The sequence below is a fragment of the Streptomyces colonosanans genome (assembly GCF_001866645.1).
GTDB lineage: Bacteria > Actinomycetota > Actinomycetes > Streptomycetales > Streptomycetaceae > Streptomyces > Streptomyces colonosanans.
The window spans coordinates 1-1,418 of sequence record NZ_MLYP01000084.1; the positions used below are offsets into that span (position 1 = coordinate 1).

A 1,418-nucleotide genomic window follows, 5' to 3' on the forward strand; every position below is an offset into this window, starting at 1 on the left:
CAGCTTCCGGCCGAGTCAGCGGACGCGCCGGGCCGCCGAACGGTCGAGGCAGGCCGAATCTGGGTTGTCGTCAACTTCCTTTAGATCTTTACCACTTGGGCCGAACGACACCGTTCCCCGGGTTGCCTGCGAGGCAACCTCAAGACTGGCTCAAGTCGCTTTACGTGGATGCTCTCCGATCGTTTACTGACCCATGACCACAACAGGCCGCCTACGGGCGTGAGTCAACAGCGTCAACTGCCGCTGCCTGCACGGAATGCGCTGCCAGCTGTAGCGACAGGCGACGCCATGCAAGGTAAAAGTTGCGACGCCATCGTCAGGCCAATCAGGCCACGGTGCCGCCGCGACTGCCGCCCAGCGCCGAAACCCCAATAACTCAGCGCAACGAAGGCAAGGGAATACCGGCCAAGCGGGCGGAAAGCGACAAACGGGGAGTTTCTGTTTTGCCTTACCCAGCGAGAGACAATCGGGGAATTACACCGGCGCGGGACTTCAGTTTCACCCCGGATACGCCTCCCACCCGAGGGGACCCCCAGGCCATCCCCTCCCTCACCCCCCGAGAACGCCAAGTCCTCGTCCTGCTCGGCTACGCCGCCGACAACCGCGAAATCAGCCACCGACTCGGCATAGCCGAACGCACCGTCAAGGCGCACCTGACCAACCTTATGACCAAGATCAAAGTAACCACTCGCACCGAAGCAGCCCTCTACGCCTACGCGCACCACCGCCGCATCGCCGGCCCGGCCGCCTGACAGGCCGCCCAGCATCCGTCTGACCACTGGCAGGAGGGGCCGTTTCGTTCCGTCCCCGCTGTTCGGCACGCCTGCTGGAGGAGACCCCCCTCGGTATAGCTGAGCAGGCAAGGAGAGGGGCCCGCTCCGGCACCATGGCGGATTCCGGGGGGCGTTGCAACACATGGTCGTGTTGATCAGGCCGTGAGCAGTCTATGCAGACGCTCGGCTGGGGTTTCCCGGCCGAGCGTCGCGTAGCGGGTTGCGCGCTCGACGAGAGTGCCGATGGCCGCGGCGCCGTCATTGCCGATGATCAGATCAGGTCACCCTCCCAGTGACCGGGCAGCGCCGGTCCTCCTCCGGGCGTGTGCTGATCATGACCATCGCGGTGGCGAACCGAGGCTGTCGGCAGGCGGCCTGGCGGTGGGGCTTTCGGCGGGTACGCAGGGCACGGGCGAGTTCACGGCCCAGCTCGGCGGCGATGGCGCGGACCGTGGCCTTCTCCCGCAGCCGGTCGGCCATGTGGATGCGATCAGCCTCGCCCAGGTAGCGGGACGGACCGGACGAAGGCGGCGCCTCCTGGTAGGTCGGAGGCGCCGCCTTCTAGTGCCGCGTCAGGCAACGTTCGCCGGTTCTTGCCCGTCCGGACGTCGATACCGACGATCCGGCAGGCTTCCCTGCTGCTGT

Annotated in this window: 1 protein-coding gene and 1 pseudogene; one reads left to right on the forward strand and one right to left on the reverse strand. The window is 66.1% G+C overall.

Features of this window, described 5'->3' with window-relative positions; genetic code table 11:
• Nucleotides 1-302: 302 nt before the first annotated feature.
• Nucleotides 303-752 carry a helix-turn-helix domain-containing protein gene (locus tag BIV24_RS35765; protein WP_245766961.1) on the forward strand — a complete coding sequence of 150 codons (450 nt, stop codon included), beginning with the start codon at nucleotides 303-305 and terminating at the stop codon, nucleotides 750-752.
• Nucleotides 753-976: 224 nt separating this feature from the next.
• Here the strand turns inward: BIV24_RS35765 and BIV24_RS36570 are convergent.
• A pseudogene (locus BIV24_RS36570) lies at nucleotides 977-1,418 on the reverse strand (hypothetical protein); the annotation flags it as partial.